The organism is Bdellovibrio sp. KM01 (assembly GCF_013752535.1).
Taxonomy (GTDB): domain Bacteria; phylum Bdellovibrionota; class Bdellovibrionia; order Bdellovibrionales; family Bdellovibrionaceae; genus Bdellovibrio.
The window spans coordinates 2,010,935-2,034,353 of record NZ_CP058348.1; the positions used below are offsets into that span (position 1 = coordinate 2,010,935).

The following is a 23,419-nucleotide window of genomic DNA, read 5'->3' on the forward strand; positions in this document are numbered from 1 at the left end:
ACTAGGCTATTGCCAGAAACTGCACACCTAACACCTGCCCACCATCGGGAGTCGATGACTCCCAACGCAACTGACATTCGACTGTGACCCATTCTTCATTAGCAAGTTGATATAAAACCGAGACATAGTCTTTTGCTTCAAATAATCTTTGCGGCAGATAGAGCCTTGCCCCTTGGGTAGCAAAATCCAAAAAGCGACCCTTCTTTTGAAGTAAATTCACCTGACTGACCCAGTTGGTCGTTTTCACCAGTACGGGCGCCGTCATTTGCATTCTTGGGGACGACCTTAAAAACACGGGATCTCCATGCAGGAACTTGCTGGTTAAATACGGCGCCGTTAAAGCTTCCGCTTCCAGAATCAGCATTAGGTTCAAATGGCGTGCAAACTTTTGATAAACGCTGGCATCGATACTTTTTGCAAAGACGATCAACTTCATTTGATGATTTCTGTACGCTGCTGAGACATCCTTCATCAAAGAAATAAAGGCATCCACGTGGCGCGATGTACAACGGTCGAACTCTGCCACTACAACCACCCGTTTGTTTCGAACTAACTGTGTTTTAAGGCTTTCCAGACTATGACATTGGCGAATATTAGAACCACGGAAGGAATTCCCAAAATGAGACAGTGTTTTAGCCGAGACCAAAGATAAAACTGTGCGCTGAATTTGGGTAATTTTCTGCATTTAAATCTTCAGTGCAAAAATGGAACACAGGTTTTAAGAGTGCTATTGCTTAAAATGTGTAGAGCATTTTAGACAGTCGTCGATAAATCTCTGAACATGGCTAACTTTAGAAGTCATTTGTTCTTGAAACTAATCCGCGCAAAGTCAGCGCGGATTTTATTAGGCAGGATTGATTTTAAAATGACTATTCAATGATTGGACCAATTGTTGTGGGTCCCCTTCAGCTTTAATCATAAAAATATCGTCCACTTGTCGGCCCCAGGTATGCACTCGGGCTGATTTGATGCTGACATTTAAATCACTCAAAGCCTTGGCTGCTGCCGCAAGCAAACCTGCTTGGTCGGGACCACGGAAACTGATCACCCATTCTTTATCGTGGGCACTCATCAATTGAATTTGATCAAATTGGACTTGAGGAATCTCTTTTTCTTTTAATTGCGAACTCTTTAACAACTGCTCAAGAGTTTTCAAATTTTTTTGCGTGGAAACTTGGAACCAGTCATAAACTCCCACCTTCGGTAGAGTATGAATGGAGGCATGGCGAATACCTAAACCTAAGGAATAGAACTGGCCTACATAATCTGCCAGGATCCCTTTGCGATCGCGCTTTTGATGCATTCGCACCCACGTATCGCCCTGTTTGGTTTGCATGATTTTTGGAGGCAGGGATTCGCTAGAGTCTTCCGCCTTTTTCAAATCTTCAACCAAGTCATTCATTGACAGACTATCAACTAAGACAGGACCTAGCTCCTCATAAATCTCTTCCGAAATATGCAGATGTTTTTTGGCTTTCAAGGTTCTGAACGTGAAATAGTCTTGAGCTTTTTTACTTTCAAGATTTTCTACCAATTCAGCCAGTAAGCGCCCCTTCCACTCATTCCAAGCTTCGGGGTTGGTTGCGCGAATGTCGACAGCGGTAAAGATCGCCAGTCGTTTCAATGCATCACCCTCAACACCCTTGTCGCGCAGCTCTTGCCATACGCGGGGATCTTTGGAATTTTTACGGAAAGCGGCTTGTGAAAGCTCCAAATGGTTTTTCACCATCCAGTTCACGTCGTCGGTGAATTTCTTTTTAAAGCCAAAAGATTTAAAGTCACGGGTAACGATCGCAGTCCCGGCTTCCGAGTGATCTCCGCTATCTATACCCTTGGCCAAATCGTGATACATGCAAGTCCATGAAAGCACTTGCCAGTCATAGGGATTCAAGGATTTCGCTACTGACTGCAAGGGACCCAGTTCTTTCGGTTTTGCAAAGACACGTTTGATCTCGCGGCACGCTTGCATGATATGCGAATCCGCCGTGTAGCGATGATATTGATCATGCTGAACGTATCCCACTAAGCGCGTGATTTCCGGCACCAGCTTATCAATCAAACGAGACCTGAAAATACTATAAAGGAATTCATCCTTGGCTTTAACACTCAAGACTTGATCCAGTTCCTGACCACGAAGTTTGCCAAGCTTTTTGATTTCTTTGGCTGGTAAAAGATGATCCAGCTCTTCACGAACTTTCTTTTGCATCAAAACACTGGAGTTTTTTTCTAAAGCAGAAAACAGATCACTTGGTTTATAAAACTCGGAGCGTTCAATTTTCTTAAGAACTTCTTCTGGAGCATCTGCTACTGCGATAATCCAATCGGAATAGAAATTTACCCGTGACAATCCACGCTGCAGGCTGCGCATGAAATCTTTATGGGATTTAAATCCCATCCATTTTCCTAAATCAAATTGAGCGGAACTGGACAGGATATCACTGTGACCTTCCAGATGAAGCTTCTGACGAAGGCTTAACAGGTAATCACGATAATAATTTAAAACATTCAGCGCATGCCCCGGGTTTGTGAAACGCTCGGCGAACATTTCATAAATCTGCAGACCTTGCTCAAGATCACGCAAACCACCTGGGCCGTATTTCAAATTAGGCTCAAGATAATTGGTGATGGAATCAAAGCGATTTTCCCGGGCTTTGCGTTCTTCCTTTACCGCTTTCAGCAAAGTCTTACGCCACATGTTCTTTTTCGACCAGATGCGCTTTTGCTGTTCAAAAAGCTTACGTGCACCTTCCGGAGTCAATGGCTTTGCCTTCAAAAGAGCCAAAACATCAAACGCTTCAACTCCTTCCGTCCAATCTTCGGGATTAGCTGGCATACGATAGCGAAGCTTTAAACCTTTTTCTTGAAGCTGATTTGTGAACTCACGGACTTTGTCTTCATCGCCACAGAACAAAATATCGATATCAGATTTTGGACTAAGTTCACCGCGGGCCCAAGAGCCCAACATAATCGGATGCGTATCTCGCCACAAAGGATTATTTTTAAGTGATTCCTCAAGCTTAGCACCAAGCCATAAGGAAAAGCTCTGACTGGAAAAACAAAACACCTGACGGACATCTCCATCAGGTGTCATTAGTGGTGGATTTAGAATTTCTTGAGACTGAATAAGCTGCTCACTGGAGAGATACGTCTTAGCTGCCATAGTTAAAATGATCAGCCAATTTACCCTCTATTGCAAGCTGGTGTTTTCAGCGATGGCTTTCCATTTAGCAACCTGACCCATGACCTCCAGAGGACTTGATTGCAACAGTGGGTACTTTTGCAATTCATCCATCAAAGATTTCACGCTTTCAGGGATCACTGGAACTTCAACCGCAGGAGCCGTTGCCATTTCCATAGGAGAGTCTTCCACGTGGTCCAGAAGGGACAACTGACTACTGGCTTGAACACGTTTTGATTCAATCTCACGCAACAAGCTTTTCGCACGCTTTGTCACTGATGGCGGAAGCCCCGCAAGCTCGGCCACCTGAACCCCGTAGGATTTCAAAGCTGGACCTTTCACCAACGTGTGAAGGAAACGGATCTCACCATTTCTTTCAGCCACGGTCATATGTGAATTTGTGATCTGACCGTAACTTTGATCCAAAGTCGTCAGTTCATGATAGTGAGTTGCAAAGAACGTTAATGCTTTCACTTCGCTTAACAAGTGCTCCAGAATCGATTGTGCCAGACACATGCCATCGAACGTGCTTGTACCACGCCCCACTTCATCCAGGATGACCAATGAGTTTTTAGTCGCGTTTTTAAGCATCGCCGATGTTTCTGTCATCTCAACCATGAAAGTTGAAAGGCCTTCGGATAATTGGTCACTTGCACCAATACGGGTGAAGATCGCATCAAAGATCGGAAGTTTCGCTTCATCCGCAGGAACGAAGGAACCCATTTGGGCCATAATCGCATTCAACGCCACTTGACGCATCAAAGTCGATTTACCGGCCATATTCGGGCCTGTCAGCAACAAACAAGAGTGCGGGTGAAGTTCAATGTCATTCGCAACGAAGTTGGTTTTAACAGTTTGCTCAACCACCGGATGGCGGCTGGCTTTTAATTGCAAAGAATTGTTCTCAGTAAATTTTGGACGAGCGTACTTTTCTTCAAGGCTTAACCAAGCAAGACTTGAGATCACGTCCATTTCACTGCACTCATGAGCCAGCGTTAGCAACGCTGGACACTGAGTCAGGATCTCTTTGCGAAGCATATCAAAGAATTCAAATTCAAGATCGGCACGTTTTGTATTCGCTGATAGTACTTTTCTTTCAAGCTCTACCAACTCATCTGTGCAATAGCGCTCGGCATTCGTCAAAGTCTGCTTACGTTGATAGTTTGCTGGTGCTTTGTCTTTATGAGAGTTTGTGATTTCGATATAGTAACCGAAAACGTTGTTATAGCGGATTTTCAGACTGGAGATTCCAGTTTTTTCTTTTTCATCCGCTTCCATTTTGGCCACAAGTGCTTGTGCATTCGTGGAAAGATCAATCAACTCGTCCAGTTCAGAAGAAACGCCCTGACGGATCAAGTAACCTTGTTTTGTCGCCAAAGGCGGATCTTCAACCAAAGTTCTTTCGATTTTATACGCCAACTCACGAAGGCTTTCAAAATTGGCTGTTGAACCACTTGCTTGAACAAATACTTCCAACGCACTGACACCGGCATGAACGCTGCCGGCTAATGCCAACAAATCACGGCCGTTACATTGAGGTTGAGAGATTTTACCCAAACGACGTTCGATATCACCCATCTGACCCAAAATTTGACGAGCACGTTTTAATTCCAAAACATGACTGCGCCAGAACTCCACCGAGTCCAAACGGCTTTCGATAGCTTTCACATCACGGAGTGGGAAGCTTAACCACTGACGAAGCATACGGCTGCCCGCAGAAGTCTGCGTGCGGTTGATGGCATGGAACAAACTGCCCAAGCCTTCACCTTTGTATGTCGAGAACACTTCCAAATGTCTTAGTGTCGTGCTGGAAATTTCCAGACGGTGCTCAAGATCTCTTTCCACAAACGGAGAAAGAGTTTTCAAAGCTTCCTCACCTGACAACTGCAAAACGTAACTTAGAAGTCTAGCAGCTGAAGCAGGAGCAGCATTTTTAAGAAGATCGCTGCCCGCATCCATCATTTCTTCATGATGACTGATCAAGATATTATCCAGACCCGCTAGCAAAGCTTCGTGTTCCTTTGCGATTACGATTTCTGCCACTGGCAAAATCTGAACGAAACGCAAAAGCTCATGAGAGTTTTTAGATTTAAAGAAGAACGCTTCGCCCGTTGTTGAATCCAGAAAGCTGATCGAAGTTTGATCAATGCTTACCAGATAGTGTGGCTTTGTTCCGTCCAAAGTATCAGAGTCATAAACCATACCCGGAGTCAGAACGCGGGTGACTCCACGTTTTACAATCCCTTTGGCAGCTTTTGGATCTTCAAGTTGATCACAGATCGCTACTTTGAAACCATGAGCCAAAAGTTTATTAATCGGCCCCGCCACAGAATGGTGAGGCATTCCGCACATCGGAGTTTCGTCCTGAGATTTTTTATTTCTTTGAGTAAGTGCGATCCCTAAAACGGGCGCCGCTTTAACCGCATCATCAAAGAACATTTCAAAAAAGTCCCCCATACGGAAAAGAAGGATCTTATCTTGATGGACAGATTTAATGTCCCAGTACTGCTTCATTAGTGGAGTAAGATTAGCTGACATAGGCTGAAAAAAGTACCCCAGCTTCACCCCACGTTTCACTCACAAAACACCATTAACGCACCGCCCTCCCAAAAAGGTGCCTGCCGGTTTTTGGAGAAGCGTCGCATCCGAAAACCAAATATAGCGATTGCCCTTGCCGATCTCAAATTCGCCTTAGGATGACTCAAAACCTGCACCTAGATTGAGCATGGCCAGATCATCCGAAATTGTATCCACCGAACTTCCGATCCATATTTCAGCTCGCTGTAAAAATCGGGAGTTTTTCCCCATTCCGATCGAAGAAGTCTGGGAAATCATGGAAGACTACTTATTTTTTATAGCTCACGCCTTCAATATAGAAATTCTATCTTTCGTTCTAATGAACAATCATTTCCATCTTATCGTTCGAAATCCGGATGGAAATCTAAGCGCCGCCATGAACTATTTTATGGGAGAAACCAGTCGCCGGATTAACGAAAAGGCAAAGATAATCAATCAACTTTACGGAAGCCGTTACCACAGGACGGTAATCGACTCTGAACACTACCTGATGCACGCTTACAAATACGTTTACAGAAATCCGATTGAAGCTGGATTATCCAGGCGAGCAGAGGACTATCCCTATTCGACTCTCTCTCGCTCTTTGGGAAACGGACGTTTCAATTTTCCATTTTCTCCGGATCAAATACTCTTCAATTCGATAAACCTAACGCTTCAATGGATTAACCAAAATCCCACAAATGAGAACAAACAGCAGATAAAAAAAGCATTAAAGAGAAAACGTTTCGAACTCCCAAAGGCCATGCGCAATAATAGAAAAAAGCCCAGCCTTGCGACTGAGCTCTATTGATTTAACGCAGTATTGCTACCAAAAACCGGCAGGCACCTTTTTAGAAGCCGTCTGTGTTTCCTACTTTTCTTGTGTCGTCGTCAAAAGGAATTAGTTCGGATGCTTTGGCTTCTCCTGAATTTGATTGAGCCTTAGGCGCGGGCTTGAATTTCACCACATTAGTTGCTGTTTTTTTAGTCACGGCCACTCCCGGCTTACCTTTTGCGGCGACCTTCTTTTTCTCAGCGACAACCGGCTGCCCTTCATTGACAGCCTCTTCTCCATGACCACCCATCACCACATTCGATAAAGTCACAACGACACTGTACATTTGTTTTGATTGCGCAGCCATTTCTTCAGATGTTGCTGCGATCTCTTCCGAGGAAGCCGCATTCGCCTGGGAGCTTTGATCCAACTGATTCATGGCTTTACTGATTTGCTGAATACCCGTCGTCTGCTCCGAGCTTGCCGCTGAGATTTCGTTATTCAGATCAGAAACTTTCTTGATCGAAGTCACGATGTTCTTAAGAACCTCACCCGCTTTATCCGCGATTTTAGATCCGCCTTCCACCTGGTCCACAGAATTCTTAATCAAACCATTGATGTCTTTCGCTGCCACCGCAGATCTTTGTGCCAGACTGCGAACGGCCTCAGCCACAACTGCGAAACCTCGACCTTGCTCCCCTGCACGTGCAGCTTCCACTGCCGCATTCAAGGCCAACAAGTTGGTTTGAAAAGCGATATCATCAATAACATTGATAATCTCTTCGATCTTTTTTGAAGACTGAGAAATGCCGTGCATGGATGTAACCAGCTTTTGCATTTCCTGCTCCCCGTCTTCCGCAGCCGAACGAGAAGCTTGCGACAAATTAGCCGCCTGTTTCGCATTGTCAGAATTCATGGATACCATTGAAGACATTTCTTCCAGGGCCGCCACTGTTTCTTCCAATGAGGCTGCTGAAGTCGTTGAAGATTGCGATAAGCTTTGACCCGCTTCCGTCAACTGAGTGATAGCCATATTCACCTGATTGCATGAATCAGAAAGCTGCCCCACAACTTCAGATACGTTTTTACTTAGACGAGAAGCAATTACTATCAGCGCAAAGAAAACTCCTAAACTACAAGCCAGTCCAATTCCCACCAGCAACTTAAAAACAAGGGACCTCTCTGCTTCTTGCGCCAAGTTGTTCTTTTTCACAGCCTCATTATACATGGCCATGATTTTTCCGGTCGTTCCTTTAATTTGTACGGATTCCTGCTGGTACGCACCCTCCGCAGCCGCGGCACGAACTTTTTCATAATTTTCAGGCGTGGGAGTTTTCAGAGTTTGAATGAACTCCTCCACGTGAGCCACGTAGCTTGCGTGGTTATTTTTCATTGGCGTATAAATTTCTCTTTCGCCTTCCAGATCAGGAGCGGCTTCATAAGTCGCGACAGCATCCTTATATTCCTTCAAAGCCTGATCTAACTTTTCTATATATGTATTACGACGCTTTTCAAAATTTAAATTTGCAATCGCACCCCAAAGATACTGACCGATACGAGCACGCCCGCCTTCGATCTGCCCCAAGGCATCAACATTAGGAATGATCTGTGTGTAGGAGCTCCCTAACATTCCACCGATGGAAGTCAGCCCACTAAAAGCCACATATCCCAGAACCGCAAAACCCACCAACGGCAATAAGGCCGCCACCAAAAGCTTGGCCTTAATGCCTTTAAACCACGAACCTAAATTCATAATTCCCACCTTAATTATAAAAAAGCCGCACTACCTATCGGGATAAAAGACCAGGGAGTAAAATGTGAGTACAACGCGTCTCAATTTGGAGCATCGACTCTGCCCGTCATGCCTAATTACCGGGATTTCGGAACATTTTCTCATTTCACTTTCTGTAAGATGTTGACGACTCCCCGACATAAAACTATTTAGTACCGCATGTTGAGTGAAATGAGTTCCAACATCAATCTTGCCAAACTGAACTATCAGCGCGGCCACTACCAGGAAGCTTGCGATAATTCCGAACGAATCTGCGCTGATGCAGAGGCCATCGGTGATTTACAAAGCTGGTTGTTTGGCGTTCGCTTTTTAATTCAGGCAAGTTCTGAATTGGGAAAGCTCGAAAACTTTCACAAACATTTCAGTAAACTTCTTGTGTACGAGAAAGAAAACCCCTCGGCTGAGATTTACGGCAAAGTCCTTCACAATATTGGTTTATGGAAAATGGCTTTGGGTGAAAACACTCAAGCGAAAGACTATTTCCAAAAGGCTTTGCATGAGTGCACACAGGCTCAGGATCTAGAAACCGTCTCAAGGCTTTTGCAAGAGCTTGCCATCGTTACGATGAAAGAAAATCCTATCGAGGCCTTAAAGTATCTCGATAAGGCTTTACTTTTAACTCAAGAACTAAAACTGGAAGAAATTCATACCAGTTGCCTGGTGGTAAAAAGCCACGTTTTCTTGGACGAAAAGCGCGCCGATGATGCCTTAGATGCGATCTGGAAGGCTTATGAAAAAGCCCAACAAAACTCTCTGCACTATTTGATCGTTTACATCCTAGTGCAAATGGCGGCGGTTTACGAAGCTCAGGGTAAACGCAATGAAGCTGCGATTTATCGTTCCTTAGCAATGAAGGGCATGGGCAGCGAAGGATCCACAAGACTTCGCACCGTAAAAGCCCAATTGGCGAAAGAAAATCACGTCTCTTCAGAAGCTGATCTGATTATCGATTCCACAAACTTCAAAGTGAAAACAACCAGCAAGGGTTCTGTTGATTTTAAAAATCAACATATCCTATTTGATCTTTTAAAACTGTTTGCCCAAAACCAGGGAATTCGTTTTACAAAATCCCAGCTTATCGAAAAAGTCTGGGGCTACCCTTATGATCCAGCCGTCCACGACAACTTAATTTACGTATCAATCAAACGCCTGCGCAATTTATTAGAGCCTGATGCAAACTCCGCAAGCTTCGTTTTGCGCGACCGCAAAGGCTATTACTTGCCGCCTAATATCACTGTGCGAATTATCGCTCTCTAGTCCGCCCCGCGTACCCTCGTCCAGAACACGATTCTTAAATCCAATAATAAAGACGCAAAACTGGGCCTCATCTCCAATATATTGATTTAAAGCTTAAATAAAGTCGGCACCGTTCCTGCTCTATCCCTAATCAACTAAGCCAATCACGGCATAAAGGAGATACCATGAACAAATTCGAAATTTTTGAAAACATTATCGCTGAAAGAAACAAATCTGGAACTGGCGTTCGCGCAGTTCTGGAAAAATCCAGCATCCCCGCAGAAGTTCAAGAAATCATGAACTCTCGCAAAGCGAAAAAGAAAAACTAGTTTTTCTTTTAAAGGGAGAGGCCCCCCTCCTCTCCCTTTTTTAATTTCTAACACTGAGCAAATCTATGAACTCATCTTTTCTACAAAACACTTCGGTAAATGAATTTCAAACTCCCTGGAATCATTTTGTAATTGACAACTTTCTTCCCCAGAAACAATTCAAAAAAATCCAAAAGCATCTTTGCTCGGTAGTTGACGGTTATCAGAAAAGAGAAAACGATTCATTCGATTTAAATTTTATGTTCGTCCCCGACCTTAACCTCGCCAAACTATTCTTGGGCGACGATTTCAAATCTTTCCTGGAAGAAACAGTTCAGGAAAAACTCGAATTGTACGAAGAAGGCCTCGTTCAATTAAGAATGATGACTCCCGACTCCCCTGCAATGCCACCTCATATCGACGACCAGGAAGATGGACGATCTCTCGTTTGCATCTATTATCTGTCTCCCGACTGGAACTCTGACAAAGGTGGCGAATTATGGCTTCATCAAGACACCGTCAAAACTAAAAGAAAAGAATCAAAAGTAATTCAACCTTTGGAAAACAGAATGGTGCTGTTTTTCGCAGATGATACAAACTGGCACAGCGTCACCAAAGTCAAAAACTGGAATCGCTATTCCATCATTTCAGAATGGATTGTTCAGGAGGCTCGATAATGTTTTCCCCCTCAGTATTGAAGTATGTCGACAAGGTTTCCCAGATAAAACTTATTGGAGTTACGACTTGCCAACAATTGGTGGCTGTCACAAGTACTTTCGCTTTAATGAAGGCGGGCCTTGCTTTAGGTGATCAGAATTCTATGAGCCTGTGGCTAGGACTCGCCCTTGTCTGCCATGTCGTTGTCCCATTTTTTGGCTTGATTCAACGTCCTCTGGAAACCGCTCTGGGATTTTCAGCCTACAAAAGATTTCTGGAAGAAAATCTTTTAAGCAAAGCTAAAAGACCCGGTATTTGGCAGGAGAAGCATCAAAAAGAACTGTTCACTTCGTCCATTGGTTCCGAGGCGGAAAACTATTTGGCCGTGATCATCTTTTTAGGTCTGGATCTTTTTACTTTCATCCTTTCCATCAGTCTGGGGGTTTTAGTCATTGGCCTGACATTGGATACTTCATTTATTCCAGCGTATATTGCGTCTGGCTTGTTTTCGTTTTTCGCATTCAAATACTTTCAGAAAATCGCAAAGTCAGCGGCCGAGTCCGAGCAACAATCCCGAAGCAAGTTCGAAAGCTACCTATTTAAAGCCTGGGAAAATATCTTCTTCAAAAACTCTGAAGTGGTTGCCAACTACATCAAAAACTTTAATTCCCATCTAAATGATGCTAAGGAAAAATCTCGTCACTCTTCCTTGATGAGCGAGACCATGGTGGCGGCTTTAACGTTTATCGCAAGCCTTCCAGTTATTGTTGCCGTCTTCGTGGTTATCAGCCGACATAACGGGGATGTTAAAGTGATGGCGGCCCTTTTGGCTGCGATTCCTCGACAGTTAAACATGCTGGCTACTTTTAGAACAATCTTCCAAACTATTTCTTCTCTGGTTTCTTTCGAAGCGAAGCTCAAAACTATGAAGGGCAATGCGGTCCTTTCGGAACCTGTTCTTTCTTCGCGTATTTCTATTAAAAACATCACAGTGCAAAATGATGCTTTCGCTTCGCTGGAAGATTTGTCAAAGTCTGTATCTTTATCCAAACCTTCCAGAATTCAAATTAGAGGATCCAACGGCGCGGGAAAATCGACTTTGATGCTGCACCTTAACGAATCACTTGAATCCTCATTTTACATTCCAGCACATCCACAGTTTGAGTTTGAAGATGCAGAGGAAGGCTCAACGGGACAAAAAATGCTAAGACATATCGAATATGCCGCTTCATTAGATAATAAACATCTTTTACTGGACGAATGGGATGCGAACTTGGATCAAGAAAATATTTTGAAGATCAATGAACTATTGAACAGGATCAGCAAAGACAAAGTGATCATTGAAGTTCGTCACCGATAATAAAAAAGCCCGGGTTCGCCGGGCTTTTTCTCTTCTACTCTAGAGCTTTCATGAGTTTTGTATAGATGCCATCAAATCCACCGTTCGACATGATCAGGATCACGTCGCCGCGTTTTGCGCGAGCTTTAAGAGCTGCTACGATTTGATCGGCCCCATCGAAATCTTCCGCTGTTACGCCAGAGGATTTAAGGTCCGTGATCAACTCATGAGATGAGAAGCGGTTTTCCGCATCGATTTTCGATTGATCAAAGGCTTTGGCCAACATCACTTCGTGGGAGCCCTTGAATGCTTCTACGTAGTCTTTTTGAAAGACTTTACGACGGGATGTCGCACTTCTTGGTTCAAAGACCGAAAACACTTTACGGCCTGGGTATTTCTTTTGAATACCTTTTACCGTCTCACGCACCGCTGTTGGATGGTGGGCGAAGTCTTCGATCACCAGGATGCCATTGGGCTCACCCAGGATCTCTTGGCGGCGCTTAACGCCCTCAAAGGATTCCATGGCGATTTGAATTCTGTTTTCAGAGAAACCCAGGATTTTAGACATTGCCACAACGGCGGTCGCATTCAGAATGTTGTAATCTCCTGTGATCTGCATGTTGTATGGCCCCATGATTTCACCTTTGTGGTGAACTTCGAAACCAACACCTTTTTCATTCTGGAAAAGAACTTTCGCTCGGAAGTCTGCATCGGCTTTAAAGCCGTATGTGAAGTTATTCTTGGCCTTGCAAAGCTTACGAAGCTCCATCACATTCGCATCTTCAGCGCACGCAAGCAAAGTTCCATCGACTGGAATCAAATTCATGAGTTTTGCGAACGAGTCTTTGACCGCTTGAAGATCTTTATAGATATCCGCGTGATCGAACTCTACCGAAGTCAAAACAACGTGTTTTGGTTTATAGTGAACAAACTTTGGAACCTTATCAAAGAAAGCCGTGTCGTATTCGTCACCTTCGATAACGAACAGATTGCCTTCCGGATTTTTAAAGCTTTGCGAGAAGTTTTTAGGAATACCACCGATTAAGAAACCTGGTTTCTTTCCCGCATTTTCCGCAACCCAAGACATCATCGAAGTTGTTGTCGTTTTTCCGTGAGTTCCAGAAATTACAATGCTTTCGCGATTTTCGATAATAAACTCGCCCATTGCTTTTGGCAAAGATGTGTACGGAATACCCAGCTTCACCAATTCTTGTGCTTCTTCGTTATTTGCGGAAATAACATTCCCGACGATCACGAAATCCGGTTTTGGATGCAGGTTTTCAGCTTTGTAGCCTTTTTGAATATTGATGCCTAAGCTTTCCAGCTGTGTGGACATCGGTGGGTATGGGTTCATATCGCTGCCGGTGATTTTGTAACCGCGATCTTTCAAAAGACCTGCCAAAGACGCCATCGCTGTCCCGCAGATCCCCATCAAGTGAATATGACTACCAGGTTTTAAATCCATTTATGCTCCCTGTTTTAAGCCCTCGGCTTAAACTCCGCTTCTGCGATAATTTTCAACAATCCAATTGTGAATCTCGGAACGCAATTTTGCAAAGGCCTTGTTTTCGGAACCATACAAAACTCGATTCGAAAGAATATTCACACTCATGTCCATCTTAGGATCGTACCAAATGGACGTTCCTGTGAACCCCGTATGGCCAATAGAATCCAATGAGAAATAGCTGCCACAGCTTGCAGATCCCGGTGTCGGCATCATATAGCCCATAGCCCAGTCGCCTTTTCCTTCTGGCAACGCGCGCTTAGCAAACAGCTGCGCCGTCTTTTGGCGGATGCTGTATCTTGCGATTCCCAAAAGCTGGGAACGCAGATGAAGCGAGTACCAACCCAAATCATCGATACTTCCGAAAAGACCCGCATGAGTGGAAACACCACCGAAAGACCACGCATTTAAGTCGTGAACTTCGCCTTGCACCAGCTTTTTACGTACTGGACATTCTTCTGTTGGTGCAAATAAAGAGATCTTGGTGCTTGTCGTGTTGTTGGCGTGGAACTCCAAAGTCGTTCCTGCATAGAATTTATTTTTAGTATCGGTCCAAACATCCAAAAGTGGTTTTTCGAAAATCACTTCCAGAATATAACCCAATACCAGGAATCCGACGTCTGAATAAACCGCCGTTTCGCTCTTCTCAAGCTTTAAGCCCTTGATGATATCGCGCAACTGATCACGACGTTTTTCCATCGACAAATTCATATTGATTTCTTGATAAAACGGAAGCCACCAAGGCAGACCTGAGCTGTGAGTCAATAGCTCGGTGATTTTCGTTTCTGTCGAAGGAAACCAAGGCAGGAATTGAGAAACTTTGGTTTCAAAATTCCATTTACCCAATTCATAGGCATACATCATCGCTTGCTGAGTGAAGATGACTTTCGTCACACTCGCAAAATCATAGTAAGCGTAGGTATTACCGACAGCAACGTCACAAATAATACGACCGCCTTGATAAGCACGAACCATCACGCCAGGCGTGGTGTCGCGGATGCGATCTTCCAATTGCAAAATCAGATTCTTTTCTAGAACTGAAAATTTCATTACGCTTTACCTCCCGTATCGATACTGAGCAGCACCTTGCCGTTCTTTTGAGTCAGAACGCATGAAGTGTTTAAAGGGACTGGTCGTTGAATAATATCGTGGCCCGCCTCCAATCCCTGGAAAACAGGAATATCTAAGTCTGCGGCCCAACGTTTAAATACTAGCTTATGTTTTGTCTCTTCTGATCCGGGCTCATTTCCACCAATGAAATCCCCCAGAATCAACCCATGACATTGCTTAAAGACGCCAGCCTGGCGCATATGCTCCAGCATTTTATCAATGCGGTAACCACGCTCGCCGGTGTCCTCCAGGAACAAGAAGGACTTCTTGGCTTCGATCTGCCACGGAGTTCCCAAAGTTGTTTGCAGAACTGCGAGGTTACCACCAACAATCTTGGATTTTTGAAGTGTTATGTTACGTGCCTGATCATTCAGAGGTTTGAGCTTTTTAAACTCTACAGCCTTTTCTTGACCGAACAGGACATTGTGCAATTCCTTTTCGTGTTTGGCTGAAACCAGGCCTCGACCCAAACGATCCAAAAGCGGCGCGTGCAATGTGCTCCAACCCCATTCCTGAGTCAAGAATGTGTGCAGGGAGGTAATATCACTGATACCAATCAAAAGTTTTGGCTCTTTCGGTTTTTTTAATTTTGCGAGCATTGGCAACAAGCGGTTGCTGCCGTAACCACCACGCATACACCAAATCACACGAGAATCCTTAGATTCAATTGCAGCCTTCAAAAAACCAAAGCGCGCTTCATCTTCGTTGGCGTGCAGAAAATGCGGTTTAATCAGATTTCTGGGAATGCGTGGCTGCAAATTCCACTTCAAAAGAAATGCGTGCGCCCCCTCCACTTCGTGGGGCTGTGATGGGTAACCAGGAGCTACAACATCGATAATATCGCCTTCTTTAAAATAATTCCAGCGTGTCATCTAAACTTTCACTCTCTTGATGATATCTTTGATCGACTTTTTATGTTTTTTACCTGCAAAGATCTCTTCAATCTCTTTTGGTTTCAAAAGTTCGCGGGCTTCATCGCTGCCCATCAATTTGTCTTTCAAATGCTCGCCGTATCCAAGTGTGTGACAAAGTCTTTGTACCAAAGCATAAGCATCCTCACGACGCATGCCTTTGGCCACCAAGGCAAGCAACACATGAGAACTGAACAACTGCCCTTGCGAGCTTTCGATATTGTCTAGCATGCGTTTTTTATTTACTTCCAAACCATCCAGCAAAATGCTCATGCGATGAATAGCATAATCCGCTACGATGAAAGCATCCGGGAAAATCACGCGCTCAACCGAAGAATGACTGATATCGCGTTCGTGCCACAAAGCCACGTCTTCCATGGCTGCCACTGCGTAACCGCGCAGCAGACGAGAAAGGCCCGTTATATTTTCCGCACTGATTGGATTTTTCTTATGAGGCATCGCTGAAGAGCCCTTTTGACCCTTCGTGAATCCTTCCGTTACCTCACCCACGTCACTGCGTTGCAAATGGCGAAGCTCCACTGCCAGACGCTCAAGACCTGTTCCGATCATCGCCAGCGACAACATCATTTCCGCATGACGATCGCGAGGGATGACTTGAGTGGCAATCGGCTCTGGCTTCAATCCCAGTTTGCGTGCGACCATCGCTTCAACTTTAGGTGATTGGCTGGAGAAAGTTCCCACGGCACCACTCAGTTTACAGATGTTCATATTTTCCAAAGCATCTTTCACACGTTTTTTATTACGGCGAAGCTCAGTTAGAAAACCTGCCATTTTGAAACCGAATGTTGTCGGCTCTGCAAACATTCCGTGTGTGCGCCCCGCACACATGGTTTCCGCGTGCTTGCTGACCAATGTTTGCAAAGACTTTTCCATGCGCAGGATCGAACCCATCAAAACTTGACCGGCTTCGCGCACTTGCAAGCTGAAGGCCGTATCTAAAACATCAGAAGATGTCATACCGAAGTGAATGTACTTACCATGAGGGCCCACATTTTCAGCCACGTTGCTGACAAAGGCGATCACATCATGCTTGGTTTCTTTTTCAATTTCAGAGATGCGTTTCACACTGAAGCGAGCTTTTTGCGCGATCGCTTTTGCGGCAACCTTAGGAATCAAGCCCAATTGTGCTTGAACCTGTGCCACCGTGATTTCAACTTGCATCATCTTGCCAAATCGTTGATCTGCATCCCAAATAAGGCCCATCTCAGGGCGCGTGTAACGTTCGATCACTGACCGGCTTCCTTTCGTTTCTCTTTTTGCTCTTTAAGAAGTTTTTCTTTCCACCAGTTTTGAATATGCATTTGCGAGATCTCATTACGCGCAAACATCGCTGTCCACGAAAAATGAGGCCACACTTCAGGGCCATCCAGATGAAGATTTCCATAAGCCACTCTGCCACGACGGGAAGAGTGTTTTGCTGAAAACACCGGGAAGCGCGGAGCTCCCAGTTGGGCGTAAGTATAATAGTATTCTTGCGGGAAGCTTAATACTTCCGGCTGCGCCAATGACATCCGACGAAGTAAAATATCCTTCATACGTGTGCTACGGCTGGTGAGGTATTCCTTATTGAAACGTTGAACAGTTGGGATGCGCATCCATACATCGAACTGCTCTGCTGAAGAAGTTCTTTGCAGGACCATCATGTTTTCATGAGTCCACGGCGAACTGACGTCATCCAATAGCACTGTGTGCAACGGAAGGGCGTCTCTTTCTGTACAAGCTTGCAAAGACACGCGGTAACGAACCCAACACCATTCGGATTCCAACGGGCCTTCGTTGAACAGATATTTTCCCAGACGTTCATTCAAGAAATAAGTTTCTTCACTGGAAAGAGTCCAAACAAGTTGTTCCAACTTCAAAAGACCTTGGTTTTCACCGGCAATCTCAAGACCCGTCACTGTTTTTCCAGCACCGAAGGAAGCATCCACGATTTTTTGGGGCTTGATCACTTCGACACCCTTGTCACGCAACCACGCAAAAGATTTTTCCAAACCATCGCGAGTTGCCTGACGAACCAGAAATGAAGAAAAGATCGGCAGCGCCTCGCCTTCAGTGGCTGCGAGTGCATTTGGTTTAAATGTTGTCCCCGCCCACTGGTGAGCGAAATGCAAAAGCCAGCTTTGTTCAAAATCGAACGAAGTCACATTACGACTGACTGCACGCTGTAATTTATCAGGAGCATTAGAAAGCAAAACGTCTTTCACTTGTGGAGCTAACTGCGAATTATCAACTTTGAATTTCGTCAAAGGACCTTTGCACTCTAGCGGTCCTTCTGGGAGCCACATCGTGAAACCGTTGTGCAACTCTTCGAAAGAATCATCGGAGTACAGACGCTCCATTTGAGATTCAGAAATTCTTTCGTTACGGAAAAAACCAAAAGGACCTTCGAGGTCTTCGGACGGCCACACACCAAGTTTAGAAGACACATCAAGGACAGTCGTCTTGATTCCTTCGCGCGAAAGCGCGGCAGCCAACCAATGACCACGGCCGAATGCAGACACTATAACTATCGGACTGCGCAGTTCCATCTACCACTCCAAAACTTAGCTAAATTATTCAAATTAATTAGAAATTCATCCTCCGCCCAAGTCAAAGATTCGCACCGCGACATTGGGTAAAACTGCCTCTGAAAATTGCTCTGGGTGGCGGTCGAGGACCTGTGGGGACTGGAGATTCCGTGACACGCCATCCAGACTCACCGTCGCCGGCTTTGCCGGTTCGCGCATCCTGCGCCGACGGAGGTCACTGCATCCCCAGTCCCCACAGGTCCACGCCCTACGAAGTGCTGTTTTAAGTGGCAGTTTTCCCAAGTTGGGTGCTTCATTGGAGTTGTTTTTACCTTGGGTTCGGCGGATGATTTTCTCGTGAACTCGAAAATCTCACTGACTTGGAGATGTTATGTTTCGTTCTTTTGTTTTTGTTTTAACTTCGTTGTGTCTATCTTCGTTCGTTTTTGCTTCAGTTAGCTTTGCTGCAGAGAAAACGGCGGCTGCGGAATCGACTTCTTCTGAGAGGAAGATTGCTAGTTTTTATGAGCTCTCGGCTAATGATATTTCGGGGAAGAAGGTTCATTTTTCTACTTATCGCGGGAAGGTTGTGTTGGTTGTTAATACGGCTTCTCAGTGTGGATTTACTCCGCAGCTGAAGGATCTTGAGATGCTTTATAAGAAGTATGCGGATCGTGGGTTTGTGGTTTTGGCTTTTCCTTCCAATGATTTTAAGCAGGAGAAGGGTGACAATACTGAAGTGCAGTCTTTTGCTAAAAAAGAGTATGGATGTACGTTTCCATTTTTTGATAAGGCGCCTGTTACGGGGAAAGATAAGCAGCCGGTTTATCAGTTTCTGACCGAGCAAAAACCTGGCTTGATTTTTAAGGATGTTAGTTGGAATTTTGAAAAGTTTTTGGTGAATCGTAAGGGACAAGTGATTGAACGCTGGACCTCGATCACTAAACCTTCCTCTGATAAAGTAGTTGAGGCTATCGAAAAAGCACTTAACGAACCCCTCTAGTGGAGTTACAGTGTTTCAATCTGAGACACTGTCTCACTGAACGAGCGGATTTGACAAATTTCCCTGAAGTTTTTGACAGTTTCACTCGATAATACACTTAGGGGGAACTGTGAAAACCACCGGAAATATTCTACATTCTGGCCTTCTGGCTTTGTTGTTGGCTGCGGGAATACTTTTGTCGCCGCAAGCTCACGCACAAAGCTCAGATCAAAAACATTATCTTATCGCACAATCCGATCCAGATGAAGCCTTTGACCCCTTCTCTGATTATTCTGAATTTGATGAAGACTCTGACGAAGAGGCTGACGTAAACTTCTTCCGTAACGGTCGCTTCTTCACTGTGGGTCTTGCCGGTGGCTACACTGGTTTCACTGGAAACTTTGCTGATCAGTATTCTGCAGCACCGTCATTCGGTTTGTTTCTAAGTTATTTCTTCGATCTTCGCCTGGCTCTGACATTGGGTTTCCAGACCGGTGACCATGCGGTGAAGTTCTCAACTTTGAATGCCGGAAATGTGACGAATTACACGGGTAACGTGTCTCTGACTTCGATCAATTTCGACTTGAAGTATTACTTAAACACGCAAAACGTAACGCGCGGCTTGGCAGACCTCAATCCCTACATCTTAGGTGGTCTGGGTCAGTTTTATCGTACGTACACGATCTCTGGTATCGACTCTTATTCTCGTGATTCAACGATGGGTTTTGATATCGGTGCCGGCGTGGAAATTCCCTTGATGCGTAAGAAAGCCTACCTGGGCTTACAAGCCGCTTATCACTATGTGAATTTCTCGGACGAAAACAAATCCTATGTGAACGGAACTGATAAACTGGAAAAGAATCTTTCCGGTGACTTCTATGACTTTACATTCATCCTAGGGATGAACTTTTAACAGTCATCCTAGGGATGAACTTTTAATAGACGTTCTGGAATAACGCCACAACCTGCAGTAGGAATCCAATCAAGATCACTGCAGGTGCGACCCACTTCAAAACCACAATCCAATGCGAATACATAGAATAGCTGACGAACTTCTCGCGATCGATGAAGCTGGTCTCTTTTTCTTTTTCCGAGGTGCCTTTATAGAAGGCCCACAAAATTCCCAGTGCCACCAAAGGCAAAAGCCAATTGATCAACAAAGAATCCAAAGATTCAATCAAAGAACGGCCATTAATACGCACAGTTTTAAGCACAGAGCTTGAAAGGGCTGGCAAGATAGCCAACGACAAAGCCGCAGCTCCGGAAAGCCACGTGGCCTTCTGACGCTCCATCTTTTTATTACGATCCACCAGATTCGAAACAACAACTTCCAGCAATCCGATACTGGCATTCAGTGCCGCTAAGTAAAGGCAGACGAAGAACGCCAGACCAAACAAAGCCCCGCCTGGAATTCCCAAAAGGTATCGCGGCAAAACCTCGAACATCAAAGCCGGATCTGTTAAAGGCACGTTAGAAGCTTGAAACGCCACCGGGAAAATCATCACCACGGCCAAGAGCGAAATCAAAGTATCGACCAAGGCCACACGAAAACCTGCTGTTGGTACGTGGTCTTCTTCACGAAGATAGGAACCAAACGTCACCATAGTTCCAAACCCCACAGACAGCGTAAAGAACACATGCCCCAAAGCATGCCCCAAAGACGACAATGTCAGTTTGGAAAAATCAGGATAGAAAAGGAAACGCATAACTTCCGGTGTTGATGGCAACGAGAATGATTTAAACAGCAAGATCGCGACCAGCGCCGCAAACAGTGGCATCATATAACTGATCCACTTTTCCAATCCCTCTTGAACACCTTTTAAGACGACGACAACAGTAATCAGGATATGCGCACTTGCAAGCATCACCTGCAACCAACCATTCGACATCAGGGCTGCAAGATTGGTTTTATTAGCAGCGCCCTCAACATCCAGGAACAGAGAAATAAAGAACTGGGTCATGAAATGCAGAACCCAGCCACTGATCACGGCATAGTAAGAAAACACGACAACAGTCACTAAAACGGCCAGATGCCCCACCCAACGAAGTGGAAGCTTGGTTTTCTGGCCCATCATATCTGTGGCAACGATGACCGAGCGACGGGTGTTTTTACCCAACATCAACTCGGCAATCAAAAGCGGAGCACCCACGGCCAGAGCAAGAAAAACGTAAAGCAGGATAAAGGCCCCGCCTCCATTTTCACCCACCACGTAGGGAAAGCGCCAGAGATTACCCAGACCGCAGGCAGAGCCCACGGCCAATAGGTAAAATCCAAAACGTGTTCTCCACGAGCCGCGTTTAAGCATTATTCCTCGATGTTCGCGCCACGGCGAGATTTCATACAAAAGATACGGATCGGCAAACCATGAAGGTCCCATTTTTCCTTGATATGTTTAATCAAGAAACGACGGTACGAATTCGTCACGCCATCCGGATGATTCGCAAACGCGATAAACGCCGGAGGACGTTGGTATGTCTGAGTCACGTAATAGAACTTCACATTTGTCGTTCCCCAAACCGGAGCTGGAGTTTTACGGATCGTCTCAAAGAAGAAATCATTCATTTCGCGAGTCGGGATACGGAAGTTGATCTGTTCAGAGACTTTTTCAATCATCTCGAACAAGTCATCAATGCCTTGGCCTGATTTCGCACTCGTAAATACGATATTTACGTCAGTGAAAAAGTGGAATACGCGCTCACATTGCTCACGGAATGTTTTGCGGTATTCAGGAATCTCAGCACCCCCAATATCTGATTTATTGGCAACGACGATCACGCCTTTATGGTCTTCCAAAATGGATTGCATAATACGCGCGTCTTGATCCGTGGGACCTTGCGTTCCATCCACCATCAACAAGATCAAATCTGCACGACGGATCGACTCTTGGGATTTAAACGCCGAGATGATCTCAAGATCTTCTTCACGACGACGGGACTTACGCAAACCCGCTGTGTCCACCAAAGTATAATTCTTGTTGTTATAAACAAACGGAGAATCGACAGCATCAATCGTCGTCCCTGCGATATCGGAAACCATCATACGGTTCACACCCAGGATACGATTACAGATAGAGCTCTTACCCACGTTAGGTTTACCCACGATCGCGATTTTCATCCCTTTATCGTAAGTGAATTCCTGAACCGGAATTTGCTCGACAACCCATTCCAGAATCTGACCGATACCACGACGTTGTTCGAAAGCTGCAGAAATGATATCCACACCGAACTCATAGAAATCGGTTTTAGCCATTTCTTCATCCTGAGTGCTGTCGACTTTATTAATAACCAAAAGGAACGGTTTACCCGTTTGTTTTGCAACACGGATAATATCACGGTCTTCAGGAATCAAACCGGCACGACCATCCATCACCGCGATAATATAATCAACAGAGTGAAGGAATTCAGAAACCTGCTCTTTGATCAATTTGGAAAAAATATCACCGGCTTCAGTGATACCGCCCGTATCGATCAAATCAAATTGCTTACCCCAGATATCCACGGGTTCAATCATGATGTCGCGAGTAACGCCAGCCTGATTTTTAACCACGGCCTTACGGGTTTCAGTGATAATATTAAAAAGAGTCGATTTACCGACGTTGGGACGACCAATGATCGCCACCTTAGGAGCGAACTCAGTCCTCTGATTCTGTGACATAACCCAACTCCTTCATAATACGTTTATTATCAAACCACTCTGGTTTCGATTGAACTTTCAAATCCAAAAAGACTTTTCCGTCGACCAGCTTTTCAATCTCTTTACGCGCTTCCATTCCGATTTGTTTGATAACGGAAGCACCTTTGCCAATCACGATCGCTTTTTGGCTCTCACGACCAACCAAAATCTCAGCATAGATTTTTGGCATAACCCCAGTTTCATCAAATTTTATGATACGCACAGCGATTTGGTACGGAACTTCATGATGAAGGTTTTCAAAACACTTCTCACGGATGATTTCGCAAACCATGTCACGAACATTTTCGTTAGTGAAAAGTTCAGTGTCGTAAAGCGGAGCCGGAGATTCTGGCAAAATAGCCAGGCACTCAAGCAAAATCGCTTCGCGCTCTTCTTGGTCGTTTGCATATGTTTTGGCAGAAACAGAAAGTGCCTTACCGCCTTTTTCTTCGATCATTTTTTTGATGATCAAAACGCGGTGAGCTTTATCTTCGATATCTGTTTTAGTAACGATACCAATCCACGGTTTTCTTGAAGAAGCCACCAGATTGATAATTCGTTCGGCATCATCAGACTTTGCTTCATCAACACTCACAACCGCCACCAAAGCGTCGGAGTTTCTGATAACTTCATCAGCTTCTTTTGCCAGGAATGCATTCAAACCTTTATCAGCTTTGATCAAACCTGGAGCATCCACGAACACAACCTGGCCCGCATCTGAAGTCCACATACCCAGAATACGACGGCGTGTTGTCTGCGGTTTTGCGGAGACGATGGACACCTTTTCATCGACAAGGAAGTTCATCAATGTGCTCTTCCCGGCATTTGGCTGCCCAATTAATCCTAAAAATCCTGCCTTATAACTCATAA

General features: G+C 44.9%; 19 protein-coding genes. 7 read left to right on the plus strand and 12 right to left on the minus strand.

All coding sequences use genetic code 11. From position 1 onward, the window contains the following. Position 1: 1 nt before the first annotated feature. The 3 genes from HW988_RS09850 to mutS form a co-directional block, all read right to left on the minus strand. Entirely contained in the window at positions 2 to 685 is a 684-nt protein-coding gene (locus HW988_RS09850) for a PilZ domain-containing protein (protein ID WP_181604129.1), read from the minus strand. Positions 686 to 844: 159 nt separating this feature from the next. Further along, positions 845 to 3,160, minus strand: a complete 2,316-nt coding sequence (locus HW988_RS09855; RefSeq protein ID WP_181604130.1) for an ACT domain-containing protein — start codon at positions 3,158 to 3,160, stop codon at positions 845 to 847. A 27-nt stretch (positions 3,161 to 3,187) separates the two neighbouring features. Then, entirely contained in the window at positions 3,188 to 5,716 is a 2,529-nt protein-coding gene (gene mutS / locus HW988_RS09860; RefSeq protein WP_255489914.1) for a DNA mismatch repair protein MutS, read from the minus strand. Positions 5,717 to 5,903: 187 nt separating this feature from the next. On the opposite strand from mutS, the gene HW988_RS09865 reads away from it, so the two are divergent. After that, positions 5,904 to 6,545: a transposase gene (locus HW988_RS09865; protein WP_181604131.1), complete on the plus strand. Its 642-nt coding sequence runs from the start codon at positions 5,904 to 5,906 to the stop codon at positions 6,543 to 6,545. A 40-nt stretch (positions 6,546 to 6,585) separates the two neighbouring features. On the opposite strand, the gene HW988_RS09870 is transcribed toward HW988_RS09865, so the two are convergent. Continuing rightward, positions 6,586 to 8,262, minus strand: coding sequence for a methyl-accepting chemotaxis protein (locus HW988_RS09870; RefSeq protein ID WP_181604132.1), 1,677 nt, complete (start codon positions 8,260 to 8,262; stop codon positions 6,586 to 6,588). Positions 8,263 to 8,460: 198 nt separating this feature from the next. Here HW988_RS09870 and HW988_RS09875 point away from each other — a divergent pair, with 198 nt between their 5' ends. From HW988_RS09875 to HW988_RS09890, 4 genes are all read left to right on the plus strand, one after another. After that, positions 8,461 to 9,558, plus strand: coding sequence for a helix-turn-helix domain-containing protein (locus HW988_RS09875; RefSeq protein ID WP_220128720.1), 1,098 nt, complete (start codon positions 8,461 to 8,463; stop codon positions 9,556 to 9,558). Positions 9,559 to 9,722: 164 nt separating this feature from the next. After that, positions 9,723 to 9,866 carry a hypothetical protein gene (locus tag HW988_RS09880; protein ID WP_181604134.1) on the plus strand — a complete coding sequence of 48 codons (144 nt, stop codon included), beginning with the start codon at positions 9,723 to 9,725 and terminating at the stop codon, positions 9,864 to 9,866. Positions 9,867 to 9,931: 65 nt separating this feature from the next. Then, on the plus strand, positions 9,932 to 10,522 hold the full coding sequence (locus HW988_RS09885) for a 2OG-Fe(II) oxygenase (RefSeq protein ID WP_220128721.1): 591 nt from the start codon (positions 9,932 to 9,934) through the stop codon (positions 10,520 to 10,522). Beyond that, positions 10,522 to 11,862, plus strand: coding sequence for a hypothetical protein (locus HW988_RS09890; RefSeq protein ID WP_181604136.1), 1,341 nt, complete (start codon positions 10,522 to 10,524; stop codon positions 11,860 to 11,862). Before HW988_RS09885 ends, HW988_RS09890 begins: the two co-directional genes overlap by 1 nt. Positions 11,863 to 11,896: 34 nt before the next feature. On the opposite strand, the gene mpl is transcribed toward HW988_RS09890, so the two are convergent. The 5 genes from mpl to HW988_RS09915 are packed head-to-tail and all read right to left on the minus strand — an operon-like array spanning position 11,897 to position 17,915. Further along, entirely contained in the window at positions 11,897 to 13,306 is a 1,410-nt protein-coding gene (gene mpl, locus HW988_RS09895) for a UDP-N-acetylmuramate:L-alanyl-gamma-D-glutamyl-meso-diaminopimelate ligase (RefSeq protein WP_181604137.1), read from the minus strand. A 27-nt stretch (positions 13,307 to 13,333) separates the two neighbouring features. Beyond that, positions 13,334 to 14,395: a serine hydrolase gene (locus HW988_RS09900; RefSeq protein WP_181604138.1), complete on the minus strand. Its 1,062-nt coding sequence runs from the start codon at positions 14,393 to 14,395 to the stop codon at positions 13,334 to 13,336. Beyond that, positions 14,395 to 15,327 (minus strand): LD-carboxypeptidase, encoded by a 933-nt coding sequence (locus HW988_RS09905; protein WP_181604139.1) that lies wholly within the window; start codon positions 15,325 to 15,327, stop codon positions 14,395 to 14,397. Before HW988_RS09905 ends, HW988_RS09900 begins: the two co-directional genes overlap by 1 nt. Next, the gene (purB, locus tag HW988_RS09910) at positions 15,328 to 16,617 is read right to left on the minus strand and encodes an adenylosuccinate lyase (RefSeq protein WP_142700298.1); all 1,290 of its coding nucleotides are present in this window, start codon (positions 16,615 to 16,617) and stop codon (positions 15,328 to 15,330) included. Further along, entirely contained in the window at positions 16,614 to 17,915 is a 1,302-nt protein-coding gene (locus tag HW988_RS09915) for a hypothetical protein (RefSeq protein ID WP_181604140.1), read from the minus strand. Before HW988_RS09915 ends, purB begins: the two co-directional genes overlap by 4 nt. A gap of 370 nt (positions 17,916 to 18,285) precedes the next feature. Here HW988_RS09915 and HW988_RS09920 point away from each other — a divergent pair, with 370 nt between their 5' ends. Both HW988_RS09920 and HW988_RS09925 read left to right on the plus strand, forming a co-directional pair. Beyond that, entirely contained in the window at positions 18,286 to 18,897 is a 612-nt protein-coding gene (locus tag HW988_RS09920; protein ID WP_181604141.1) for a glutathione peroxidase, read from the plus strand. Positions 18,898 to 19,006: 109 nt separating this feature from the next. Beyond that, the gene (locus HW988_RS09925; RefSeq protein ID WP_181604142.1) at positions 19,007 to 19,789 is read left to right on the plus strand and encodes an outer membrane beta-barrel protein; all 783 of its coding nucleotides are present in this window, start codon (positions 19,007 to 19,009) and stop codon (positions 19,787 to 19,789) included. A 22-nt stretch (positions 19,790 to 19,811) separates the two neighbouring features. Here the strand turns inward: HW988_RS09925 and HW988_RS09930 are convergent, their stop codons facing one another. From HW988_RS09930 to era, 3 genes are read right to left on the minus strand one after another with little or no spacing between them, the layout of a single operon-like run. Beyond that, a complete protein-coding gene (locus HW988_RS09930) occupies positions 19,812 to 21,182 on the minus strand; it encodes a sodium-dependent transporter (protein ID WP_255489919.1) in 1,371 nt (456 codons plus the stop codon). After that, complete coding sequence (gene der, locus HW988_RS09935; RefSeq protein ID WP_181604143.1) at positions 21,182 to 22,531, minus strand: ribosome biogenesis GTPase Der; 1,350 nt, start codon at positions 22,529 to 22,531, stop codon at positions 21,182 to 21,184. Before der ends, HW988_RS09930 begins: the two co-directional genes overlap by 1 nt. Continuing rightward, positions 22,509 to 23,417 (minus strand): GTPase Era, encoded by a 909-nt coding sequence (gene era, locus HW988_RS09940; RefSeq protein WP_181604144.1) that lies wholly within the window; start codon positions 23,415 to 23,417, stop codon positions 22,509 to 22,511. The genes der and era overlap by 23 nt, the downstream gene beginning before the upstream one ends. Positions 23,418 to 23,419: the final 2 nt, after the last annotated feature.